At 27.7% G+C, this 18232-nt stretch carries 18 protein-coding genes; 9 read left to right on the top strand and 9 right to left on the bottom strand.

Features of this window, described 5'->3' with window-relative positions; translation table 11 throughout:
- The first annotated feature begins 9 nt into the window (after positions 1-9).
- Together kbl and ABJG40_RS08590 are read left to right on the top strand one after the other, a co-directional pair.
- Entirely contained in the window at positions 10-1206 is a 1197-nt protein-coding gene (gene kbl / locus ABJG40_RS08595; protein ID WP_348024178.1) for a glycine C-acetyltransferase, read from the top strand.
- 95 nt (positions 1207-1301) lie between these two features.
- Positions 1302-1718: a CBS domain-containing protein gene (locus ABJG40_RS08590; RefSeq protein ID WP_348024177.1), complete on the top strand. Its 417-nt coding sequence runs from the start codon at positions 1302-1304 to the stop codon at positions 1716-1718.
- A gap of 38 nt (positions 1719-1756) precedes the next feature.
- Here the strand turns inward: ABJG40_RS08590 and ABJG40_RS08585 are convergent, their stop codons facing one another.
- The 3 genes from ABJG40_RS08585 to ABJG40_RS08575 form a co-directional block, all read right to left on the bottom strand.
- On the bottom strand, positions 1757-3112 hold the full coding sequence (locus ABJG40_RS08585) for an exonuclease domain-containing protein (RefSeq protein WP_348024176.1): 1356 nt from the start codon (positions 3110-3112) through the stop codon (positions 1757-1759).
- Positions 3113-3769: a ribulose-phosphate 3-epimerase gene (gene rpe, locus ABJG40_RS08580; RefSeq protein ID WP_348024175.1), complete on the bottom strand. Its 657-nt coding sequence runs from the start codon at positions 3767-3769 to the stop codon at positions 3113-3115.
- A 336-nt stretch (positions 3770-4105) separates the two neighbouring features.
- A complete protein-coding gene (locus ABJG40_RS08575; RefSeq protein WP_018942691.1) occupies positions 4106-4969 on the bottom strand; it encodes an RNA polymerase sigma factor RpoD/SigA in 864 nt (287 codons plus the stop codon).
- 199 nt (positions 4970-5168) lie between these two features.
- Here ABJG40_RS08575 and ABJG40_RS08570 point away from each other — a divergent pair, with 199 nt between their 5' ends.
- Both ABJG40_RS08570 and ABJG40_RS08565 read left to right on the top strand, forming a co-directional pair.
- Positions 5169-5735, top strand: a complete 567-nt coding sequence (locus ABJG40_RS08570; protein WP_348024174.1) for a sigma-70 family RNA polymerase sigma factor — start codon at positions 5169-5171, stop codon at positions 5733-5735.
- A gap of 5 nt (positions 5736-5740) precedes the next feature.
- Positions 5741-5929, top strand: coding sequence for a hypothetical protein (locus ABJG40_RS08565; protein WP_348024173.1), 189 nt, complete (start codon positions 5741-5743; stop codon positions 5927-5929).
- A gap of 121 nt (positions 5930-6050) precedes the next feature.
- Here the strand turns inward: ABJG40_RS08565 and ABJG40_RS08560 are convergent, their stop codons facing one another.
- From ABJG40_RS08560 to ABJG40_RS08550, 3 genes are all read right to left on the bottom strand, one after another.
- Positions 6051-6665, bottom strand: a complete 615-nt coding sequence (locus ABJG40_RS08560) for a deoxynucleoside kinase (protein ID WP_348024172.1) — start codon at positions 6663-6665, stop codon at positions 6051-6053.
- Positions 6666-6729: 64 nt separating this feature from the next.
- Complete coding sequence (locus ABJG40_RS08555; protein WP_348024171.1) at positions 6730-7407, bottom strand: response regulator transcription factor; 678 nt, start codon at positions 7405-7407, stop codon at positions 6730-6732.
- Positions 7400-9067 (bottom strand): HAMP domain-containing sensor histidine kinase, encoded by a 1668-nt coding sequence (locus ABJG40_RS08550; protein ID WP_348024170.1) that lies wholly within the window; start codon positions 9065-9067, stop codon positions 7400-7402. The genes ABJG40_RS08555 and ABJG40_RS08550 overlap by 8 nt, the downstream gene beginning before the upstream one ends.
- 118 nt (positions 9068-9185) lie before the next feature.
- On the opposite strand from ABJG40_RS08550, the gene ABJG40_RS08545 reads away from it, so the two are divergent.
- The 5 genes from ABJG40_RS08545 (at position 9186) to gldA (ending at position 15551) form a co-directional block, all read left to right on the top strand.
- Positions 9186-10004, top strand: coding sequence for a GLPGLI family protein (locus ABJG40_RS08545; protein ID WP_348024169.1), 819 nt, complete (start codon positions 9186-9188; stop codon positions 10002-10004).
- Between the two features lie 113 nt (positions 10005-10117).
- Complete coding sequence (locus tag ABJG40_RS08540; RefSeq protein ID WP_348024168.1) at positions 10118-10972, top strand: GLPGLI family protein; 855 nt, start codon at positions 10118-10120, stop codon at positions 10970-10972.
- 34 nt (positions 10973-11006) lie between these two features.
- Positions 11007-13718: a TonB-dependent receptor gene (locus ABJG40_RS08535; RefSeq protein ID WP_348024167.1), complete on the top strand. Its 2712-nt coding sequence runs from the start codon at positions 11007-11009 to the stop codon at positions 13716-13718.
- 119 nt (positions 13719-13837) lie between these two features.
- Positions 13838-14602 carry a hypothetical protein gene (locus tag ABJG40_RS08530; protein ID WP_348024166.1) on the top strand — a complete coding sequence of 255 codons (765 nt, stop codon included), beginning with the start codon at positions 13838-13840 and terminating at the stop codon, positions 14600-14602.
- Positions 14603-14654: 52 nt separating this feature from the next.
- Positions 14655-15551, top strand: coding sequence for a gliding motility-associated ABC transporter ATP-binding subunit GldA (gene gldA, locus ABJG40_RS08525; protein WP_348024165.1), 897 nt, complete (start codon positions 14655-14657; stop codon positions 15549-15551).
- Between the two features lie 10 nt (positions 15552-15561).
- On the opposite strand, the gene ABJG40_RS08520 is transcribed toward gldA, so the two are convergent.
- Genes ABJG40_RS08520 through ABJG40_RS08510 form a run of 3 tightly spaced genes read right to left on the bottom strand, consistent with a single transcriptional unit; the run spans position 15562 to position 18231 of the window.
- A complete protein-coding gene (locus ABJG40_RS08520; protein WP_348024164.1) occupies positions 15562-16215 on the bottom strand; it encodes an HAD family phosphatase in 654 nt (217 codons plus the stop codon).
- Positions 16215-17528 carry a D-arabinono-1,4-lactone oxidase gene (locus ABJG40_RS08515; protein WP_348024163.1) on the bottom strand — a complete coding sequence of 438 codons (1314 nt, stop codon included), beginning with the start codon at positions 17526-17528 and terminating at the stop codon, positions 16215-16217. Before ABJG40_RS08515 ends, ABJG40_RS08520 begins: the two co-directional genes overlap by 1 nt.
- 19 nt (positions 17529-17547) lie before the next feature.
- Positions 17548-18231, bottom strand: coding sequence for a hypothetical protein (locus tag ABJG40_RS08510; RefSeq protein ID WP_348024162.1), 684 nt, complete (start codon positions 18229-18231; stop codon positions 17548-17550).
- Between the last annotated feature and the right edge of the window lies 1 nt (position 18232).

The raw sequence follows: 18232 nt of genomic DNA, 5'->3' as shown, positions 1-18232 counted from the left end.
ATAAATAGTATGTACGGAAATATTAAAGAAGTTTTAAAAAAAGAAATTCAAACCATTAAAAATGATGGTTTATTTAAAGAAGAACGTATTATAACAACATCACAAAATGTAGAAGTTAAAATATCTACAGGAGAAAAGGTGATTAATTTTTGTGCAAATAATTATTTAGGATTATCAGATAATAAAGAAGTTATTCAAGCAGCGAAAGATACAATGGATACGCATGGTTTTGGAATGTCTTCTGTTCGTTTTATCTGTGGAACGCAAGATATACATAAAGATTTAGAAGCAAAAATAGCTTCATTTTTTCATTGTGAAGATACTATTTTATATGCTGCTGCTTTTGATGCTAACGGAGGTGTTTTTGAACCGCTTTTAACAAAGGAAGATGCTATCATTTCAGACTCTTTAAATCACGCATCAATTATAGATGGTGTACGTTTGTGTAAAGCCGCACGTTATAGATATGCTAATAATGATATGGAAGCTCTAGAAGCAAATCTTATAGAAGCAAATAAACAAAATCATCGTTTTAAAATTATTGTTACTGATGGTGTTTTTTCTATGGATGGAGTTGTGGCTCAATTAGACAAAATTTGTGATTTGGCAGATAAATATGACGCACTTGTTATGGTTGATGAATGCCATGCTTCTGGTTTTATAGGAAAAACAGGAAGAGGAACTATTGAGCTAAAAAATGTTTTAGGTAGAGTAGATATTATTACAGGAACTCTAGGTAAAGCTTTAGGAGGAGCAATGGGAGGTTTTACTACAGGTAAAAAAGAAATTATAGAAATGCTTCGTCAGCGTTCTAGACCTTATTTGTTCTCAAATTCATTAGCACCAGCCATTATAGGAGCTTCATTAAAGGTATTTGAAATATTAGAAAAAGATACCTCCCTTCGTGATAAATTAGAAGAGAATACAAAATATTTTAGAACAAATATGGAAGCAGCTGGGTTTGATTTAGTGGGAGCAGATGCTGCAATTGTGCCTGTAATGTTGTATGATGCCAAATTATCTCAAGACATGGCTAACGCATTGTTAAAAGAAGGGATTTACGTAATTGGTTTCTTTTATCCTGTAGTGCCAAAAGAAAAAGCAAGAATTCGAGTTCAATTATCGGCTTCACACACAAAAGAACATTTAGATAAGGCTATTGAAGCCTTTAAAAAAGTGGGGAAAAGTTTAGGAGTTATAGATTAAAAAAATAAATAAGTATTATTTTAATTAGATGACAAAAATCATCTTTTTAACCTAAAAAGATGTTGAAATTTGTACTATAATTAAAGCCATAGATTATGAGAAAAGAAGAACCTATATCAAGAATAATGGCAACAGATTTAGTTACATTATGTGTTACCGATAATTTAGTGACTGCAGAGAAATTATTTATCGAAAAAAAAATTAAGCACATTCCTGTAGTTAAAGAGAAAGAAATTATAGGTATGTTGAGTTACACAGATCTACAGAGAGTTAGTTATTCTGATGTAAGTGAAGATGAAAAATCTATTGATAGTTTTGTATATAATACATTTACTATAGAACAAGTAATGGCAAAAAATATTATTGCAGTACCTCCTTACACATCTATAAAAGATGCTGGAGAATTGCTTACAAAAAAAGGATTTCACGCTTTACCAGTTGTTGAAGATTCTGAGTTAGTAGGAATAGTTACTACAAGGGATTTAGTAAAATATCTGGTCGCGAAATTATAGTGGTTTTTATATTGGTTAGTTAGTAAAAGAGAGGTATGTTAGGCCTCTCTTTTCTTTATGTATGAATTTATTATTCGTTGAATATCTCTGTTATCCTTTTTAGGTGATACATAAAATTGATAATCTTCTGGATTTTCTAATTGTTGAGATTGATGAGTATCTACATACCCAAAACCTTTGTAAACCCCATCTAAAATTAAAGCAAAACCAATTTCATTTTCTGTTCTTCCTTTTTCTTTAAGTACTAAATTTTCAGCTCCAATTCCTACTGATTTTATTGCTTTTTGTACTCTTAAATTATAATCTTCTATAGATTCTTTATCACAACAAACACCTTTACATTCTTTAATTTGATAATGAAAACAACTAGAAACATTGGTTTGTAAATGACAATATTTTGGGCAAAGTTGAAACTCTTTACAAATGATTTCTAAATAGCTTCTAGTTTCTGCAACCGAATAGAATTTTATTAACGGATTAGAAATCAATTTTAATCGATTCCAAGCTAAATGAATAATTCCTTTTTGATCTTCATAAGAAAATAAACCAACAGCTTCTCCAGATCTTCTTTGAGCTCTATTAAATTTAGGATAAAGATGTTTTATTTCTGCAGATTCATGTAAAAGTGCTAATAATTCGCTACCAGTTTCTGTGTAAGAAATATCTGCAGTTTCTAAACACATGGTTTGTTCTTTTTTCTTTTTATCGTAAAAATGACTAATTACACGTTGTTTAATATTGTTGGCTTTACCAACATAAATAATTTCTTTTGCTAAATTTTTAAAATAGTAAACACCAAAAGTTTCAGGTAAATTGTCAACTACTTTTTTATCTAAAAGTGGTGGTAATGTAGCTTGTCTAGATTTTGGATTTAAAAAAGAATTGATTGTAAAATTATCATCTCTTTCTATCAATCTTTTAAATAATTCTGTGGTAGCTTCTGCATCTCCTTTTGCTCTGTGTCTTCCATTTATAGGAATATTTTCTATAGTACAAATATTACCTAAACTATAAGAATTTAAACCAGGTATAATTTTTCTTGATAAACGAACAGTGCATAATTTTTTACGTTTAAAATCGAACCCTAAATTTTTAAATTCTTCATGAATAATATTGTAATCGAAGTTTACATTATGAGCTACAAAAATAGTATCTTTTGTAATTTCTTCTACCTTTTTTGCTATTTCATAAAACTTTGGTGCATTTCTAACCATGGCATTTGTAATGCCTGTAAGATTTGTAATAAAAGGAGGTAAGTTTTGCTCTGGGTTTACTAAAGTAGTAAACTCATCAATAACAGTTTTTCCATCAAAAACAAAAATGGATATTTCGGTTATTTTAGAACCTTTATATCCATTTCCTGTGGTTTCTATGTCTATAACTGTATATAGCAATTATGCAATAATATTTTTTAAATCTGCAATTGTTTCTGTTGGGTTTTCTGCTCCAAAAACATAACTACCTGCAACTAATACATTTGCTCCAGCTTCAATTAATTTATTTGCATTTTTATTTGTAACACCTCCATCAATTTCTATTTGACATTCAGATTTTGTAAAATCTATTAAATGCTTTAATTGTGCTACTTTTTTGTAGGTGTTTTCTATGAAAGATTGACCGCCAAAACCTGGGTTTACACTCATAATACAAACTACATCTAAATCTGCAATAATATCTTCTAAAACTGCAATTGGTGTATGTGGGTTTAGCGCAACACCTGCTTTCATTCCTGTAGCTTTTATTGCTTGTATGGTTCTGTGTAAATGAGTACAGGCTTCATAATGTACTGTTAGAATATCTGCACCCAAGTCTGCAAAAGTTTGTATGTACTGATCTGGATTTACAATCATTAAATGTACATCTATTGTTTTTGTAGCATGTTTTGCAATTGCTTTTAAAACAGGCATTCCAAAAGAAATGTTTGGTACAAAAACACCATCCATAATATCAATATGAAACCAATCTGCTTCACTATTGTTTACCATTTCTATGTCTCTTTGTAAGTTAGCAAAATCTGCTGCTAAAATTGAAGGTGCAATTAAATTACTCATTAGTTAGATATTGTGTTGTTATTTTAGGTTGCAAAGGTAATTAAATTGTTATTGTGAGGTATGAAGCAATCTCTTAAATATAATAATAAATTTTGACCACATAGGTACATAGAAAATAGAGTGTTTGTGGTAAAGCAAAAAGTATATAAATAGGTTTAGCCCTGATTGAACGGTTTGTTTGAGCTCTTTTTTATTCCTTTTTAGGATAAAAAAAGCGAGTAGTGAAAGCAGGAAATAGCTTCAAATAAAAAAAACTCCCAAAATTAAATTTGAGAGTTTTAAGTTTTTCATACTTTTATGAAGCATGAGTGATATACCTAATGCAATCTGAGATTGCTAACCTAAGTATGTCATTAATATTTTAGATCTAGAAGTGTGTTTTAATCTTCTGATTGCTTTTTCTTTAATTTGACGAACACGCTCACGAGTTAAATCGAAAGTTTCACCAATTTCTTCTAATGTCATTGGTTGGTGCTCGCCTAAACCAAAGTATAATTTTACCACATCTGCTTCTCTTGGAGTAAGTGTTTCTAAAGCTCTGTTTATTTCTATACGTAAAGATTCGTGTAGTAAAACTCTATCTGGGTTTGGAGATTCTCCAGAGTTTAATACATCATATAAGTTAGAATCTTCACCTTCAATTAAAGGAGCGTCCATAGATACATGACGTCCAGAGTTTTTCATAGATTCTTTTACGTCATTAACAGTCATGTCTAATTTCTTAGCAATTTCTTCTGCAGAAGGAGGACGCTCATTTTCTTGTTCTAAGAAAGCGTACATTTTGTTAATTTTATTAATAGAACCAATTTTATTTAAAGGTAAACGTACAATTCTAGATTGTTCTGCTAATGCTTGTAATATAGATTGACGAATCCACCAAACAGCATATGATATAAATTTAAAACCTCTAGTTTCATCAAAACGTTTTGCTGCTTTAATTAAACCTAAATTACCTTCATTAATTAAATCTGGTAAAGTTAATCCTTGGTTTTGGTATTGTTTTGCTACAGAAACCACAAATCTTAAATTGGCTTTTGTTAACTTTTCTAATGCTCTTTGATCTCCAGCTTTAATTAGTTGTGCTAATTCTACTTCTTCATCTGCAGTAATTAAGTCTACTTTACCTATTTCTTGTAAATATTTGTCTAATGATGCAGTTTCTCTATTGGTAACCTGCTTGGTAATTTTAAGTTGTCTCATTTAATTATCTATATAGATTTAAGGATTAATATGATGTCACATTTTATTATACGTAAGAGTTTAAGTAAATGTTACAAAAAAGTATATTTTTTTTTAAAGCTCGTTTTTTACCATTCAACGAACTAAAATGACTACTAATCTTTTTATTTCTTTTTAATGTGACTTATTATATTTCTTTGTGTCATAAATATAACCGAAATTGAAAACACTTGTATTAAAAAAACTTACGGACGAAGATTTAGTCTTTAAAATTATTGAAACAAATAATGATAAATTATTTGCTGAATTGTATGACAGATTTTCTAAAATTGTTTTTAATAAATGTTATGGTTTTTCTAAAAATAAAGAAGAAGCAGAAGATTTAACACATGATGTTTTTGTTAGGCTATTTGTGAAACTAAGAACCTTTAAAGGTAATTCTAAGTTTTCTACTTGGTTATATTCTTTTACGTATAATTTCTGTGTAAATTATGTTCAAAGAAATGCCTATAAGAAGAAAGAAAAAATTACGGTTGTTACAGATCAAATAAAAGATGATGCTTTTGAAGAAATTGATGATGCTACTTTATTCGAATTAAAGTCTGATAAATTAGCAAAAGTTTTAACTTTATTAGAACCAGATGAAAAAATGATTTTATTAATGAAATATCAAGATGATATGAGAATTAAAGAAATTATGGAAGCTTTACAAGTTGGTGAAAGTGCAGTTAAAATGAGAATTAAAAGAGCAAAGGCTAAAGTGATTAAAATATATGATGATCTGTAAAAAAAATGAAAAATCCCTTTAAGAAAATTCTCACTACCCATGAGGTTCCAAAAGTTGTAAAAAATAAAATATTAGAAGATATTAGCATGATTAGACAAACGTTTGATATTGCTGATTTGTTTTTAATGAAATATCCTAATACACTATCTGATTTTTATATACGCGAAGAAATATCTAAGCAAGTAAATAATTAAATTGATTTGATAAATATTTGATAGGGAGTTGGGGGACAATCTATCATTAGTGATATTTATATCACAAAAAAAGAGACCGTATTTACGGTCTCTTTTAAATTTTATACTCTTTTTTATTTTGTTAGAAAAGCCCGTTAATTTGAGCATCAATTCTATCTATTATATATCCTAAATCTTCTTGGTTGTCTACAAAATCTAAGTTGTCTACATCTATAATTAATAATTTTCCTTTTGTGTATTTAGATATCCAAGCTTCATAACGTTCATTTAATCTACTTAAATAATCTATACTTATAGAGTTTTCGTAATCTCTACCACGTTTATGAATTTGACCAACTAATGTAGAAATATCTGCACGTAAATAAATTAATAAATCTGGTGGTTTTACTAAATTTTCCATTAACTCAAATAAAGAACTGTAATTACTAAAATCTCTATTAGTCATCAATCCCATTGCATGTAAATTTGGTGCAAAAATATGAGCATCTTCATAAATCGTTCTGTCTTGTATTATTTTATTGCCAGATTCTCTTAATTCTAAAATTTGACGAAATCTACTGTTTAAAAAATAAACTTGTAAATTAAAAGACCAACGTTCCATTTCTGTATAAAAATCATCTAAATAAGGATTTTCATCAACAGACTCAAAATGAGGTTTCCATTTATAATGTTTGGCTAAAAGTTTGGTTAGCGTAGTTTTACCTGCGCCAATGTTTCCTGCAATTGCAACGTGCATATTTTAAATTCTAATAAGATTAAAAAGGGTTGCTAAAATAGTAAAAATAATAGATAGAAATGGGTTAGCAGATTAATTTATATCCAAAACCTCTTACATTTATAATTTGAATATTAGAATCTTGTTTTAATTTTTTTCTAAGTTTACTTATAAAGACATCCATACTTCTTGCATTAAAAAAATCATCATTTCCCCATAATTTATTTAAGATATAAGTTCTGTCTAATACCTGGTTTTTCTTTTCATGTAAATAAAACAGTAATTGTGCTTCTCTATGTGTTAGTTGTAGTGTTTCTGTTGAATATTGAAGAGTTTGTTTTGTGTAATTAAAAGAAAAATTACCAATTTTAATCGCATTAAAATTAGGGTTCAATTCAAATCTATTTACTAGAGATTTAATTCTAATAATTAATTCTTCCATAGAAAAAGGTTTTTTTAAATAATCATTTCCACCATGATTAAAACCCTCTAAAACATCTGCAGTTTGAGATTTTGCTGTTAAAAAAATAATAGGAATATGTTTATTATCTTCTCTTATTTCTTTTGCCAATGTAAAACCATCTTTTAAAGGCATCATTACATCTAAAACTAAAATATCTGGATTTTCTGTTTGATATATTTCAAAAGCTTCTTCACCATTTTTAGCTAAATAGACTGTAAAATTTCTAGTCTCTAAACTTTCTTTTACAATCATTCCTAAACTAGCTTCATCTTCTGCTAAAAGTACTTTTATTTTAGACATTGGGTATGGTTATTTTAAAAATGGTTTGGTTTTTATCCGAAGAAAGAAAAATACTCCCAGTATGTTTTTCTATGATTTTTTTAGAATAATACAAACCAATTCCAAAACCTTTTACATCGTGAGTATTTCCTTTTGGAACTCTGTAGAATTTATCAAAAATCTTTTCTTGCTGATTTTTTTCAATGCCATTTCCATCATCAGCAATTGTTATTTCTGTTGAGTTTAAAATTGAATTTATATTGATGTCTATTGTGTTTCCACCATATTTTACAGCATTATCTATAAGATTAGAAATTACATTTTCAAAATGAAAAACATCTACATTTAAATAAATAGGTTGTAAGTTCGATGAAAAGTTAAGCGTTTTTTTGTTGGCTAGTAATTGATGTTTATGCACTAATTTCTCTGTCATTTCTACCACATCAATAGTTTCTTTTTTTAATAGTAATTGTTCGCTATCTAAAGTTGCGGTTTCTAGCAATTTTTCTACCATTTGATGTAATTTTTTTAACTGAATTGATGACATAGAAAGGTATTTTTTTGTTTTTTCTTTATCATCTAAAACATTAAAATTTTCTATAGCTTCTATGGCTGTAGAAACTGTGGCAATTGGTGTTTTAAATTCGTGTGTAATGTTGCTAATTAAATCGTTTTTTATGGCAGCTAATTCTTTTTGTTGATTAATTGTTTTTAACAAATAGAACAAGCAAGAAATAATTAAAAGAGATAAAATTAACGATAGAAAAATACCTCCAAAACTTCTTTTTAAAGCTTCGTAACTTGGGTTGCTGTAATATAATTTATATGCTTGATTGTCTTTTAAATAAGTAGATTTTGAGTTTACAGAAAAATTTTCATCAACTAAAATAGTATCTTTTGTTCTTTTAAAAATAGTATCTTTTTTTAAATGATAAAAGCTTGTTTTTAAGTTGATGCCTTTTGTGCTTAATTGATTTTCTATTAAAGAATCAATTTTATAGTAATCTAAAGATTGGTCTAAAAAAGAAATAAAAATTGGTTTTAGATTAGTAATTAGTTTTAAACTATCTGCAGCAGCTTTTCCTTTGTAGTATTTTACAGAAGATTTTTTGCCATTTTCATCAAAATGAACTCCGTTTTCATTATCTATAAATTGGGTAAATGATTCAGTTTTACCAGTATTAAATTCTGTTAATTTAATGGAATCTTGTTTGTTAAAATCTCCTATTATTTTTTTGCTTTTTAAATTATATATAATAGAATCTTGTTTATCATTAAAGTTAGTTATCAGTTCTTTTGTGTTTAATATTATAGAATCTATCTTTTTTTTAGAAAAATCTTCATCAGAAGAAATTTGAATACTATTAATGGTAAATTTTGCTTGGTCTTTAGTGTCAGTACCACTATTTAATTTTCTAATTATTGCATTAAAAGAATTGTCAACAGAATCTTTTACATCTTTGTCGTTATTGTTAGACTTTATAATGGTTAGAAAATCATTTTTTGCCAAAGTTGAAAAATACTCTTCTATAGCATTGTCTAAACTTAATTGAATTTCATTGGCAAGGAGTTGCTTGTTTTCTTTGTAGTTTTTATAATTCCAATAGAACTGAACCGCAATTGTACTTATAATTGTTGCAGTTATTAAGTAAAAAATCCACTTGTACTTTTTGGTATTCATGCATCAAAGATAATCAGTAAAAATTATAAAATCAGTTGGTTAACATTCGTTAACACTCGTTAACTTTAAAAAATAAAAAGGTTTTACATCTTTGTCTAATAAAATTAAAAAATTTAGAATGAAAATAATTATAACTACAATTGCCTTATTTTTTATTGTTTTAGTAAATGCACAAGAGTTTACCGGGAAAGCAATTTATAAAACAAACAGAAAGTCTAGCATTAGCTTTGGAGGAAAGTCTACAATGAATGATAAAATGAAGAAACAGATTGAAGAAAGAATGCGTAAAATGAATCAAAAGACATTTGTTTTAGAGTTTGATAAATCTACATCAACCTATAAACAAGAAGCAAAATTGAATGCACCTCAACCAAAAGCAAGTGGAGGTATAATGATACATACTGGCTCTGGAGGAAATAGTGTTTATTACAAAAATATTAAAGAAAAAAGATTTGCGAATAAAACATCAATTATGGGAAAAGCTTTTTTAATAAAAGATTCTTTACAAAATTATGATTGGCAGCTATCATCAGAAACAAAAAATATTGGTAATTATACTTGTTATAAAGCCACTTTTTCTAAAGAAATAGATAAAAACAAGATAGAACTTATTGATGGAAAATTAGAAAATGTAAAGAAAAAAGTAACAATTAATACCACTGCTTGGTACACACCACAAATACCAGTTAGTAACGGTCCAAGTACTTTTTATGGTTTGCCTGGTTTAATTTTAGAAATAAATGACGGAACAACAACAATGGTTTGTACAGAAATTGTAATTAATCCTTCAGAAAAAAATAAGATTGAAGAACCCAAAAAAGGTAAGATTGTAAATCAGGTTAAGTACAATGAGATAAGTGCGCAGAAAGAAAAAGAAATGTTAGAGCGTTTTAGAAGTAAAGATGGTAAAGGGATTGAAATAAATATAGGTGGATAATAGTAGAAATAAATTTAACTATTTTTTTACGATTTTAGATTAAACCTTTGTTTTAGTTTTAAGTCTTAATGTAATTAATAATTACAATTGATAGAAAAACTTAAGAAAACAATATGAAATCATTATTTACACTAGTATTAGCTTTAATAACTATTACAACTTTTGGCCAAAAAGATTTTCAAGGAAAAGCAACCTATATGTCTAAAACTACTATAGACATGACAAACTTTGGAAATAGAGGAGGAAGACAAATATCTGAAGCTCAAAAAAAACAATTTATGGAAAGAATGAAATCTCAGTTAGAGAAAACATTTATTCTAGACTTTAATAAAACATCATCTATTTATAAAGAAGATGCAAAATTGGCAGCACCTTCAGTTTCTACAGGAAGAGGTCCAAGGTTTGGTGGCTTTTCTAGTGGTGGTACAAAGTATAAAAACACAAAAGATAAAGTAGCTTTAGAAGCTACTGAGTTTTTTGGTAAAAAGTTTTTGATTTCAGATACAATGGAGCAACCAAAATGGGAATTAGGTAGCGAAACAAAGCAAATAGGGAACTATACTTGTTTTAAAGCTACATTAATGAAAGATGTAAATCCATTAGATTTTTCAAACTTTAGAGGAAGAAGAGACAATAATAATAAAAAAGAGCAAGAAACAGAAAAAGATAAAAAACCAAAACAAATAGAAATTACAGCTTGGTATACACCACAAATACCTGTTAGTAATGGTCCTGCAGAATATTGGGGGTTACCAGGTTTAATATTAGAAGTAAATTCTGGCAGAACAACTATACTATGTACAGAAATTGTAATCAATCCTTCTGAGAAAGAAGAAATTAAACAACCAACAAAAGGTAAAAAAATAACAAGAGAAAAATACACAGAAACTATTACTAAGAAGATGGAAGAAATGAGAGAAAGATTTCAAGGTAGAGGAAGAAATGGTGGTGGAGGTAGACGTAACTAGAGCTATTATAAAAGCAAAATAATAAATTACATTTATGAAAAAAATACTATTACTAACCATTTTTATGGTTACAATTATTTCTAATGCACAAGTAAAACTTACAGGTGTTGTTAAAGACAGTATAGGAGATGTATTAGAAATGGCCAATGTTTTAGCTATTAATAAAACAACAAAAAAAATGGCTTCATATGGTTTTACAGATTCAAAAGGAAGATATAAATTAGACTTAGATAAAAACGGAGTTTTTAATATTAAGATTAGTTATGTAGGTATGAAATCTGCAGATTTTGAAGTAGAAACTAAGTCTGAAGATATTGTAAAGAATGTAACCTTAGATTTTGATAATGCTTTAGACGGAATTAACATTGTGTCTAAAATGCCTGTAACCATAAAAGGAGATACAATTATTTATAATGCAGATTCTTTTAAAAATGGTTCTGAAAGAAAATTAGAAGATGTTTTGAAGAAAATTCCTGGAATGGAAGTAAATGATGATGGAGAAATTGAGGTAGAAGGAAAAACGGTTGGAAAACTAATGGTAGATGGTAAAGATTTTTTTGATGGAGATACAAAGCTTGCAACCAAAAATATACCTGCAAATGCTATTGATAAAGTAGAAGTTTTAAAAAATTATGGAGAAGTAAGTCAATTGAGAGGTGTACAAAACAATGAAGATAATATTGCTTTAAATATAAAATTAAAGAAAGGAAAAAAGAATTTTTGGTTTGGAGATATTACTGTTGGTGGAGGAAATTCTGAAAGAGAATCTTTATATGTTGTTCAGCCAAAGTTATTTTATTACAGTCCTAAATATAGTATAAATGTAATTGGAGACTTAAATAATATTGGAGAGGTTGTTTTTAATAGAAGTGATGCAAGAAATTTTTCTGGAGGTTTTAGAAACCCAAGTGCAAATAGTGGAACTAATATCAGTTTAGGAAATAATGATATCGGTTTTTTAACGCTTCAAAATAATAGAGCAAATTCTATAGATTCTAAATTATTAGCAACAAATTTTAGTTATTCGCCAAAACCTACTTTAGATTTAAGTGGATTTGCAATTTTTAGTAGTAGCAAGGTAGAAACATTGCAAAATAGTTCTGTTTTATACACTGATCCAAGTTTAGGTATACCAGATGAAACTACAACAGATAATACAATACAAGACACCAAAACAAGTTTATTTAAACTTAGTGCTAATTATAAGCCTAATTTAAATAATCAATTAGAGTATGATGTTTATGCAAGAACTTCTAATGATGCTAAAGATCAAGATTTTTTCTCTTCTAATTTAGGGGTTATTCAACAAACAGAAAAAGCAACACCTTTTAGTGTTAGTCAAAACCTAAACTATTATTATACTTTAAATGAGAAAAATATCTTTGCGATTTCTGCACAATCTTTAATACAAGATGAAGATCCTTTATATAATGCTATTTTAGAAGATAAAGTTAGTTATTCAGATACAGGAGACGCTTTAGGTTTAGATGATTTACAAACAGGATATGATATTAATCAAGGAAAAAGAGTAAAAACAAATCAAATAGATGCAAAACTAGATTATTGGAATGTATTAAATGATAAAAGTAATATCAACTTAACTTTTGGTACTATTTATAGTAAACAAAATTTTGAATCAGATATCTTTCAGCGTTTAGATAATGAAACCGTATATGATGCTACACCAACAATAAATAGTGGCTTAGATTCTAATGATATAGATTATAGGTTTACAGATTTATATTTAGGTACTCATTATCAGTTTAAAACAGGAAAATTTACAATTACCCCAGGTTTTACAGCACATCTTTATAATGTAAAGAATGATCAGTTTGGAGAAAATACTACAGATAATTTCTTTAGATTATTGCCAGATTTTAATATGAGAATTAGTTTAAAACAAAGTGAAAATATTTCTTTTACTTACAAAATGCAAACTCAATTTACAGATGTAAATCAGTTTGCAAAAGGACTAGTTTTAAATAATTATAATTCAATTTTTTCAGGTAATCCATATTTAGAAAATGCACTTTCTCATAACGTAAATCTTCGTTATTTTAGTTTTAATATGTTTAATTATACCAATGTTTTTGCATTTATTAATTATAATAAAAGAATGGATCAAGTTACTACAAATGCTCAATTTAGCCCAGGAAGTGTAGTAAGTGTTCGTTCTCCAGAAAACTCTCAATTTGCTAATGAGTCTTTAACTTTTAGTGGTCGTTTTCAAAAAACATATAGAAAATATAGAGCATCTGTAAATGCAAATTTATCTTTTAGTAAATATTCACAAGAATTAAACAACATTGTTTCTAACAACGAAAGTTTTACACAAACTTATAAATCTAGTTTTGGAACAAACTTTACAAAAGCACCAAACGTAACTTTAAATTACACTTTTAGATTACAAGACAGTGATTTAGGAGAAAGAAATACAAAAAGGTACACAAATACACCATCAATTCAGTTTGATGCCTATATTTGGGAAAAGTTAACATTTAGAACAGAATATGAATATTCTAGTCTATCAGATGGAACAGATACTTTAAATAGTTTCGATTTTTGGGATGCTTCTTTAATATATAGAACTAATAAAGATAGCAAATGGGAATACCAAATAAAAGCAACAAATATTTTAGATACTAGAACTCAAAGTAATGCCAGCATTGGTAGCTTTTCTGTAAATACTGTAGATTATTATATACAACCAAGGTTCTTAACTTTAAGAATGATTTATCAACTTTAATAAAGAATACCTATTAAATATTAAAAACCTTTCATTTTATTGAAAGGTTTTTTTATTCTCAAATAATTATCATTTTTAAACAATATATTTGTAAAAAAAAAAGCAACTTTTCTTAATTTATGAGTGTTTCTACAACAAAAATATTTTTTCCCGCATTTTTAAAAACATTAGGAATTCTATTTTTATATATTTTCATAGGCCTTTTTATTGATAGTGTTTATGTAGTAGATAATTATCAAGATTTACAGTGGTTGGCAAACTTAATCATGGTAATTATTTTTGGCATTACACTCTTTAAAGTAAATAAAAGAATAAGAGAACAAATGGTTTATGCAGTGCTTATTGCAATTGCAGGAGAGTATGCTTTTTCTTTGGGTATGGGTATGTATACATACAGATTAGAAAACATACCACATTACATTCCTATGGGACATGCTTTGGTTTATGCAGGTGTTTTGTACTTTACAAAAACCTCTTATGTAAAGAATAACACCAAACTATTAGAAAAAATATTTACATCCATTATTATTTTATATTCTTCTTATTTTTTATTTTTTAAAAATGATGTTTTTGGTTTTGTTTTAGCAATTTTAACCTTGTTAATATTAATGAAAAAACCAAGAGAAAGAATGTTTTATCTAACAATGTTTTTAGCAGTAGTATATTTAGAAATTATTGGCACAAGTTACGAGTGTTGGTGGTGGCCAACAACTGCATGGAATAATCTTTCTTTTTTACCAAGTGCAAATCCACCAAGTGGAATAAGTTTTTTTTACTTCGGATTAGACTTAGGATGTTTGTATTTTTATAAAAAAAGGCATAAAATTGCTTGGAAAAGAATGAAAAATGTTAGAAAAATAAGATTAAACACTTTTAAATCTTAAACTAAATTAGGTAGAAATTCGTTATCAATTTAAAACAAACTATTTTTGTTCTATGTCTATTAAAGTTACATCAGTTTCTAAATTATATAATACTCAAAAAGCATTAAATGAGGTGTCTTTTTCTGCAGAAAAAGGACAAATTATAGGTTTTTTAGGTCCAAATGGCGCAGGAAAATCAACTATGATGAAAATTCTAACAGGTTTTATAAAACCTAATGAAGGTGATGTTTTAGTTGATAAAATTGATGTTTTACAAAATCCAATTGAAGCGCAAAAAACCATAGGATACTTACCAGAACACAATCCTTTATATGCAGATATGTATGTTAGAGAGTATTTGCAGTTTCAAGCATCAATTTTTAAAATTGATAAAAATCAAATAGAAACTTGTATAGAAAAAGTTGGTTTAACTGTTGAAGCGCACAAAAAAATCAATCAATTATCTAAAGGATATCAACAAAGAGTAGGTTTAGCTGCAGCAATTTTACACAATCCTTCCGTTTTAATTTTAGATGAACCAACAACTGGTTTAGACCCAAATCAATTAGTAGAAATTAGAGAGTTGATTAAAGAATTAGGTAAAGATAAAACAGTGCTTTTTTCTACTCATATTATGCAAGAAGTTGAGGCTGTTTGTGATCGAGTAATCATTATTAAAAAAGGAGAATTATTGGTAGATAAAAAGCTTTCTGAATTGAAAGAAAATAACCAACAAACAATAATTGTTACTTTTGATTATAAGATAGAAGAGCAGTTTATTAATAGATTACCAAACATAGTTTCATACAAGAATAACTATGACAATACTTGGTATATTACTTTTGAAAGTGATAAAGATATGAGACCAATAATTTTTGATTTTGCACAAGAAAACGGTCTAAAAATTCTTGGTTTAAATACAGAAAACAAGAATTTAGAGACCCTTTTTAGAGAAGTAACATCTGATTAAGTTACAGATATTAGTTGTTTGTTAAATATTGATAAGCATCTAAAACACTAGGGTATGTTAAAATGCTACCTACAGCTTTTAGTTCTTCTACAGAATAATTTGTTGTAATTCCAATAGGCTTCATTCCTGCTAGTTTAGCGGCATTAGTACCTGTTAAACTATCTTCAAAAACCCAAAGATTTTTAAACTCTTCTTCTTTAAAATCCAATGCTTTTGCTAAAGAAATATAAGCTTCTGGTGCAGGTTTTGGTTTTATGTAATCTTGTAACCCAAAAACGGTGGTAAAGTTTAAATCTAAATGATGAATACTGTTTTTTAAAAACTGTTTTGTAGCATTACTAGCAATTCCATAAGGAATTTTTTCTTCGGATAAAAATTGGGTAATTTCACGAATACCAGGTAATAATTTAGGCACTGTAAAGTATTTATCTAAATGATCGTCTTTTAAATGATATAAGTCTGCAGTTTGCTTTTCTTTACCAATAACACTACAAAAATATTCGGCAATTATCATTGGCGATTTTCCGGAAAGATGTTTAGGAAAAGGAGCAATTTCTGTATGAAACAATTCTCTAAAAGCAGAACTCCAAGCTGAATAATGACTGTTAAAACTATCTACTATAACTCCGTCAAAATCAAATAAAAATCCTTTAGGTAATTCCATTAATTGTATGTTTTTTCGTTGAATAATTCTGTTAAATATGGGTTTAGAAATTTGTTGGTTGGGTCTAATTCTCTTCTTAAAGTTTTAAAATCTTCCCATTTATTATATACTTTAGTAAGTTCGGCATCTTTTGCCATAAAACGTTTTGCCCAATGTGGTTTTCCTCCGTATTTTAAAAATATTTTTTCAATACTTTTAAATGCTTCATAGGTGTCTGCAGTAGTAGCGTTTCTAGAAACACAACCCATAGTAACAACATCTTTTTTGTAAGCATAACTTAACCAAGTGTTGTCTTTATATACAAAACGAACATCCATAGGAATGTGTATAAAAGATTTGTTAGACCATTTGTTGATTTCTGTTTTTAGCTCTTCAAAAACTTTAGGAAAATCATCTAAACCAATTGTCCATTCTGCTAATTCTAAAGTAGAACCTCTAGATTTTGTAACCGTAGCTTGGTATAAAGATCCTTTGTATTCTTTAGTTCCGCTAAAAAAACCTCTGTATAAAATTTTATTTGCAATAGAAGTAAACCACGGAAAAATATGCGTGTATTTGTATAATATTTTAGAAGCTTTTCTTCGGTGTTTTAAAAATTCTGCACCCAAGTTTTCATTAATTTCTTTATCAGGGTGTATTTTATCACCTGTAATTACGTAGCCATTGTCTGTGTGAGGAATCCATAGAATTCTTAAAAAATCGTGTTTTTTTAAGCGTTCTTTAATTTTTGGTAACCAAACACTGTCGTTTTCTGGACCTTCTTTTACATGTAAAGTATAAATAGATTCACATTTAAAAGTTATGGTTGATAAAACTCCTAAAACACCTAAAGAAACTCTAACAGCATTTATTAAATCATCTTTATCTGTTATTTCTTTAACAGAACCATCAGCTAAAATAAGGTTACATTTTGTAATATATTCTGATAATAATTGACCACTTGTACCATGTGTACCTGTTGCTAAAGCACCACCAATTGTAATGGTGTTAATGTCTGGTAAACATGGAATACACCAACCTTTTGCTTCTACAGCTTCTATAAAATCACCTAAAATAATACCCGATTGAACCGTAATCGTTTTTTCGGAATCGTTATAAGAAAGTATTTTGTTATATGATTTTATATCAATTAATGTTTCTACACCAGAAGCAATATCTGCAGAAGATTGCTTGTTACCAAAAACTCTTATTTTTTCAGAATTTTTTACAACTTCTTGCAGCTCTTCTTCAGTAGATACCTTATAGAGAGATTTGTAATCATAAGATAAATTCTCATTCCAACTTGTCCAAACTCCGCTTTTATTTTGTTTCATTTATTTTTATAATCGAGAATCAATTTATAGGTATTATAATTCCTAAACCTGTTCTTAAACCAGACCAACCTGTTGTAACTTTGTTGTTAGAATTGCTTGTTAAATAAGCTTCATTATTATCTTTAAATACTAGTTTTCCTCCAAAAGTAATATCAAAACCAATAGTTGCTTTTAAGATTAAAAAAGATAAAGGATATTCATAATTTAGTTGAGCTCCAAATCCAAGATCAGTAGATTGAAAGTCGAAATTATCTTGTTGGATATTATTAGAAATTTCTGAAAAGCTATTTAAATTTAATTGAGAAAACATTGAAAACCCTCTAAATCCAATTCTAAAATCTTTTTTATCTGTAAGATTTAAAAAGTAGATAGCTCCAAATGTAATAGCATTAAGTGATTCTTCGATTTTTATATTTCCAGAATAATCAGAATACGATAATTTTCCTCCAGTAGAATTGTAACTTAAAAAAAGTGCAGTACTAGAATCTACAATTTCATAACCAATAGTAAAACCAATATTAGCAGGGAAATCATCAACCGTTTTTAATTGAATAGGAGCTAAATCATTTTTAAATTCTTGTTGAAAATTAGATAAACTCGAATGAGAAAATGTGTTGTAATTTGTTTCAATAAATATTTTTCCTTGTTGAGAATATATATTGATTGATACAATAAATGCAAATAAGATAATTATGTTTTTCATA

Source organism: Polaribacter sp. (genome assembly GCF_039939415.1).
Lineage (GTDB): Bacteria > Bacteroidota > Bacteroidia > Flavobacteriales > Flavobacteriaceae > Polaribacter.
The sequence above is the reverse complement of the archived record's forward strand: the minus strand, read 5'-3'. Positions and strand labels throughout refer to the sequence as shown.

Excerpts from the sequence above, each read along its gene's own strand:
- ABJG40_RS08545 (WP_348024169.1), top strand. The coding sequence starts at position 9,186 with ATGAAAATAATTATAACTACAATTGCCTTATTTTTTATTGTTTTAGTA.
- ABJG40_RS08555 (WP_348024171.1), bottom strand. The coding sequence starts at position 7,407 with ATGTCTAAAATAAAAGTACTTTTAGCAGAAGATGAAGCTAGTTTAGGA.
- gldA (WP_348024165.1), top strand. The coding sequence starts at position 14,655 with ATGTCTATTAAAGTTACATCAGTTTCTAAATTATATAATACTCAAAAA.
- ABJG40_RS08590 (WP_348024177.1), top strand. The coding sequence starts at position 1,302 with ATGAGAAAAGAAGAACCTATATCAAGAATAATGGCAACAGATTTAGTT.
- rpe (WP_348024175.1), bottom strand. The coding sequence starts at position 3,769 with ATGAGTAATTTAATTGCACCTTCAATTTTAGCAGCAGATTTTGCTAAC.
- ABJG40_RS08520 (WP_348024164.1), bottom strand. The coding sequence starts at position 16,215 with ATGGAATTACCTAAAGGATTTTTATTTGATTTTGACGGAGTTATAGTA.
- ABJG40_RS08540 (WP_348024168.1), top strand. The coding sequence starts at position 10,118 with ATGAAATCATTATTTACACTAGTATTAGCTTTAATAACTATTACAACT.
- ABJG40_RS08575 (WP_018942691.1), bottom strand. The coding sequence starts at position 4,969 with ATGAGACAACTTAAAATTACCAAGCAGGTTACCAATAGAGAAACTGCA.
- ABJG40_RS08535 (WP_348024167.1), top strand. The coding sequence starts at position 11,007 with ATGAAAAAAATACTATTACTAACCATTTTTATGGTTACAATTATTTCT.
- ABJG40_RS08515 (WP_348024163.1), bottom strand. The coding sequence starts at position 17,528 with ATGAAACAAAATAAAAGCGGAGTTTGGACAAGTTGGAATGAGAATTTA.
- ABJG40_RS08530 (WP_348024166.1), top strand. The coding sequence starts at position 13,838 with ATGAGTGTTTCTACAACAAAAATATTTTTTCCCGCATTTTTAAAAACA.
- ABJG40_RS08510 (WP_348024162.1), bottom strand. The coding sequence starts at position 18,231 with ATGAAAAACATAATTATCTTATTTGCATTTATTGTATCAATCAATATA.
- ABJG40_RS08560 (WP_348024172.1), bottom strand. The coding sequence starts at position 6,665 with ATGCACGTTGCAATTGCAGGAAACATTGGCGCAGGTAAAACTACGCTA.
- ABJG40_RS08550 (WP_348024170.1), bottom strand. The coding sequence starts at position 9,067 with ATGAATACCAAAAAGTACAAGTGGATTTTTTACTTAATAACTGCAACA.
- kbl (WP_348024178.1), top strand. The coding sequence starts at position 10 with ATGTACGGAAATATTAAAGAAGTTTTAAAAAAAGAAATTCAAACCATT.
- ABJG40_RS08565 (WP_348024173.1), top strand. The coding sequence starts at position 5,741 with ATGAAAAATCCCTTTAAGAAAATTCTCACTACCCATGAGGTTCCAAAA.